Annotated in this window: 4 protein-coding genes and 1 pseudogene; 3 read left to right on the top strand and 2 right to left on the bottom strand. The window is 44.9% G+C overall.

The window, feature by feature from the left end; translation table 11 throughout:
* Window positions 1–670: 670 nt before the first annotated feature.
* Window positions 671–1,126, top strand: coding sequence for a hypothetical protein (locus tag F6K57_RS36885; RefSeq protein ID WP_293020947.1), 456 nt, complete (start codon window positions 671–673; stop codon window positions 1,124–1,126).
* 43 nt (window positions 1,127–1,169) lie between these two features.
* On the opposite strand, the pseudogene tnpA reads toward F6K57_RS36885, so the two are convergent.
* Window positions 1,170–1,523 (bottom strand): annotated as a pseudogene (gene tnpA / locus F6K57_RS36880) (IS200/IS605 family transposase).
* A gap of 129 nt (window positions 1,524–1,652) precedes the next feature.
* Between tnpA and F6K57_RS36875 the strand changes: the two are divergent.
* Window positions 1,653–3,056, top strand: a complete 1,404-nt coding sequence (locus tag F6K57_RS36875) for a transposase (protein ID WP_293020949.1) — start codon at window positions 1,653–1,655, stop codon at window positions 3,054–3,056.
* A gap of 648 nt (window positions 3,057–3,704) precedes the next feature.
* Window positions 3,705–3,860 carry a hypothetical protein gene (locus F6K57_RS36870; RefSeq protein ID WP_293020951.1) on the top strand — a complete coding sequence of 52 codons (156 nt, stop codon included), beginning with the start codon at window positions 3,705–3,707 and terminating at the stop codon, window positions 3,858–3,860.
* Between the two features lie 93 nt (window positions 3,861–3,953).
* On the opposite strand, the gene thiC is transcribed toward F6K57_RS36870, so the two are convergent.
* Window positions 3,954–4,858, bottom strand: a 905-nt coding sequence (thiC, locus tag F6K57_RS36865) for a phosphomethylpyrimidine synthase ThiC (RefSeq protein ID WP_293073230.1), incomplete at its 5' end; no start/stop codon positions are given.

Genomic DNA, 4,858 nt, shown 5'->3' with positions numbered 1-4,858 from the left:
TGGGGGAAGGCTTGGAAGTAAGATTGTAGGGGCAGGTGGGGGTGGCAAACCCATGGGAACTCATGAAACACTGGTTTAACCTGTAAATCTAGCATTTATTTGCTTTCATGAGAATGAAATAGCCCTGTTGACGATGTCGCGCACTTAAATTGTCGATTTTTGAGTAAGGGAGAAAAACTACAAAGTCCTTTCCCTTACTCCTGAGTACCCCTGCCCCCTTACCAATTCAATCAAAGAAATCAAATCATTTGTAGCATTAATAGTGCTAATTCATAGTGCTAATTCATAGTGCTAATTCAGATTATATGCCTCACAGGTTACTTCCCATTCTTGCAGTATCTTCCCCCACTTCCCGTCTCTTCCCGATCTCCATAAATCATCCCGCTACAATTACAACGCCGTTATTTGGGTCGGACTAGTCGGGAACTCTATATGTAACTGGTATATCTAACTGGCATCACAGAAGTCCATGTTGTTCAATGATTCTAACCCATAATGAACAGCTCTAGGGTATTCCATCACTGAGTCAATAGACTCTGGCACTATAACTGTACTTGGTATTGCCTATTGGTGGCATGATTTAGCCAAGTCTTACCTAAAGACCTTCCTCATCTTGATCACTCATCAAACCGAAAGCCATATTGGGAATGAAAACTATGGAATAAAAACTATGATAAAAGCCAGGCTTTTCGGCAAAACTAGGTTGCCCAAACCATTTGTTTGGACAGTCATTTTTATCTGCATTTTACCCTATATTCTGCATCAATTAGGGGTTGATTTTAGTACCCATCAGGAACTGTTTGACCTCTCGGCAGCCTCTGAATGGGAACCCCATGAAGTTAATGATGCCATGCACTCGGTCTTTTCCGGAAGTTTTGTACACACACTCCTGGAGTGGAGTGGTGTCTGTACAGCGTTTTTTACTGTTTGCTTAGCCTTCACGAACTACAGCATCACCAAAGACCCAATCGTTCCTATCATCGGCGTATCACTTTTTTTTGCTGGTGTGATAAATGCCTTTCATACTCTGGCTGCTGACCGCTTAATTGATGTTGTCGCCGATAATCGTAATTTAACTAGCTCGGCGGGAATTCCCACGCTTAAGCCACAGCTTAGCGTGGGATGAAAGCCAGGTTGGGTGATGGGGTTCGATGCCCCATCACCCAACATCAGTCAGGTCTGTCCTGACTCTGAACGTATTCTTTGAGTTGTTCAACGGTAACCCCTCCACAACTAGCAATGAAGTAGCCGCCAGTCCAGAACACTTTTTTCGAGTAATACTTATTCACTTGATCGGGAAATTATTTCCGTAGGTATCGACTGGAAACGGTCTTGAGATTATTGATTAGTTTGCTCAGCTGAGTCTGGGGATTGTATTGGATCAATAAATGAACGTGATCCGCTTCACCATTGAACTCGACCAAACTACCTTCCCACTTAGACATCAGTTCTGAAAATATTGATTCTACGCGGGTTAGCATCACCCCTGTGAAGACTTTACGCCGGTATTTTGGGACTAACACGTTGAGGAGCTTTCAAGTTTGAAACGCCTCTAGCACGGTGGATATCATCTTTAGGCATGGGTTGACACTAATTCCTGTGCTGGTGCTATAATAACACTAAGCCCCGCAGTAATGGTCGGATCGGCCGCTATGAAATCAACGCTTCAGTATCGAGCTTACTTAAACACTAAGCAAAAACTTGAGGCTAATTATTGGCTTCGAGTGTGTCGCTATTGGTATAACCGCCAGCTCGGAGATCGTTTCGATTGGTGGGACAACAATAGAACCAAAGTCAACGCTTGTCCGTTAGTTTGCCCGTTACCTGAGCTCAGAGATCAGCCGACTAGATACGGTCAACAGTCACAATTGCCTGGACTCAAAACAGATCTGATCAAGGTGTTTCATAGCGGTGAGCTGTTGGACTTCACCCGATTAGATTCAACCGTTTTGCAGGATGTCTGCAAACGGGCTGACGATGCTTTCAAGCGTTATATATCGGGTGATTCCAATGGCTTGCGTAGCGGTAAGCCACGGTTTAAGAACCAATCCAGCTACCGGACGATGGTGTTCGCAATGGTCAAACCAAGGTGGATTTATCTTGTCCGCAAAAACTGGCTCTATATCAAGCTTCCCAAGCTCGGAATGGTGAAGGTTCGGATGCACCGACCAATGCCGGATGGTGCCGTTGTCAAACGTGTTAGCTTGACTAAAAAAGCCGATGGTTGGTATATCAACCTGACCGTAGCAGATCCTACGGTGCCTAAGTTGACGCCTGATCAGATTGTCCCCACTTGGGATAACTCAATCGGTCTTGACGCAGTGCTAGAGGGCGATGACTACATTGCCACATCTGAAAATACCAAATACAAATCAGCTAAACCGCTGCGTAAGTCTTTACCAAAACTCAAGGCCGTCTCTGCTAAGAAATCATCGAAACGTAAAGGTTCTAAAGCCCGTCGCCAGCTAGCATTGCGTGAATCTCGAATACATCAACGCATTGCTAGGCAGCGCCAGAATCACCGTTACAACCTGGCTCACTTGCTGGTGAAAACCGGCAAGAAAGTGTTTTTCCTAGAGTTGCTAAATATCAAGGGACTGACAAAACGAAATAAACCCAACAAAGCCGCTGATGGGACGTATTTGCCTAACGGCCAATCGGCTAAGTCTGGGCTGAACAAGTCTTGGTTAGACGCGGCGTTTGGTGAATTTATAACCACACTGGACTACATAGCCTCAAAAGCTGGAGCAGTGGTTATCAAACAAAAACCGGCGTATTCATCAATGATTCTGAGTTATCGGAACGAAGTTATATTTACCGATTGCTCAATCAGAAAGTATTACGATCCGGTTGAAAAGGTTTTGGTTGACCGGGATGTGAATGCCGCAATCAACCTCAAACGACTTGGGCTGGGCGTTTTCCCAAGTATAAAACGGCGTAGTGGGAAGCTAGTCGTATCTGGCGATATGGACAATAGTACCACGAAGCAAATCGTGTCTATCCTAAGGGACGGCACGGACACTCGATCGCTTCTCAGTCTTTGGCCTATGGCCTAGCCTTTGGCGAACGGATGAAGAAGCCCACGCTATAGCGCCAGCTTAGCGGTGGGAGTGCGTCACTTCCATTTACCTGGGCACTCTGTCGGCTTTTCAATGCACTAATCCTGATTCTAGGAACTAGCCTTTGCTCAAGGAGAAGCTGGGTAGAAAAAAACCAAACCAGGAGCTTGGGTTTTGTCATTATTGTCAGCTTGGGGTTTGGGTTGATTGCCTATGGTATAATTCCAGGGTAAACGCATCTAAATTTGTATCAAAATTAACAGTTAAAAATTAAACAATAGTATCAAAAATCTAGAATTACCCGGTTGATTCTCAATAAGCGCCACTTATTCTCAATTATAGCAGTCGCCAGGGCAGTTAGGACATGACAAAAGTCTCAAACCTAAGTAAGCGCAAGAGTTTGACTTCTGACTTCTGACTTCTGACTTCTGACTTCTGCTATATTGGCTGTGTTATCCAAGGTCGATTTGAGAGTACTCTACATTCTGGTTTCGTACGGAAATCCGACTTTGATTCTTGTTTAAAGTCAGCGGAAAATTTGTTGACTTTGAACAAAAAAAACTGCTTTTAGGATGGGATTTATTCGAATTTAACAAAAAATTGAGTTAATCATTTTTTTTTCTGTTACCATTTATATCAAATAAGATGCGTTTACCCTGGCTTTTCTATTGCTTCTTGCCTATTCCCTATTCCCAATTGCGTATTCCTTATTGCGTATTCCCTATTTCCTATTTGGTATTTCCTATTCCCGATTCCCGATTCCCGATTCCCGATTCCCGATTCCCGATTCCCAGCCCGTAGCGCTCTAATAGGTAAGTGGCAGTAAAAGTCAAAAAAAACCGGCTTCTGCTAGGAAACCGGGTTTTTAAAACGTTTAGCTTATTGATAATTGAATTAGCTTTGATGGGCAGGTTCTTTGGCCAAGAACTTCTCTAGTTCAGTCAAGGCATCAGCATCAACTTTAGTTTGCATGGGGCAGAACTTTGGTCCACACATGGAACAAAACTCTGCTGTCTTATAGATATCTGCTGGCAGGGTTTCATCATGGTATTCCCGAGCTCGTTCGGGGTCAAGGGAAAGTTCAAACTGGCGGTTCCAGTCGAAGTTGTAGCGAGCAATGGAGAGTTGATCATCCCGGTCCCGTGCTCCTGGACGATGCCTGGCAATATCCGCCGCATGAGCAGCAATTTTGTAGGCAATCAAGCCATTGCGCACATCCTCAGCATCGGGCAGTCCCAAATGTTCTTTCGGGGTTACATAGCACAGCATGGCGGTACCGTACCAGCCAGCCAAAGCTGCTCCAATGGCAGAGGTGATATGGTCATATCCAGGCGCAATGTCTGTCACTAGTGGTCCTAGGACATAGAAAGGTGCTTCTGAACACTCTTCCATCTGCTTTTTGACATTGAACTCAATTTGATCCATCGGCACATGACCAGGTCCTTCTACCATCACCTGTACATCATGTTCCCAAGCACGACGAGTCAACTGCCCCAATGTTTTCAATTCTGCTAACTGGGCTTGATCAGATGCATCATGGGTGCAGCCAGGACGCAGAGAATCTCCTAAGCTGAAGGAGACATCATATTTCTTGAAAATCTCGATAATGTCGTCAAAGTGGGTATAGAGGGGATTTTGCTTGTGGTGATGGAGCATCCACTTGGCTAGGATACCACCACCACGAGAAACAATGCCGGTTAGCCGGTTTCTGACCAAAGGCAGATGTTCAATTAAGATGCCAGCGTGGATGGTTTGATAGTCAACTCCTTGCTGAGCGTGCTTCTCAATGATGTGGAGAA

The sequence above is a fragment of the Moorena sp. SIO4A5 genome, assembly GCF_010672005.1.
GTDB lineage: Bacteria > Cyanobacteriota > Cyanobacteriia > Cyanobacteriales > Coleofasciculaceae > Moorena.
This window is presented reverse-complemented; position numbering and strand designations above follow the sequence as displayed.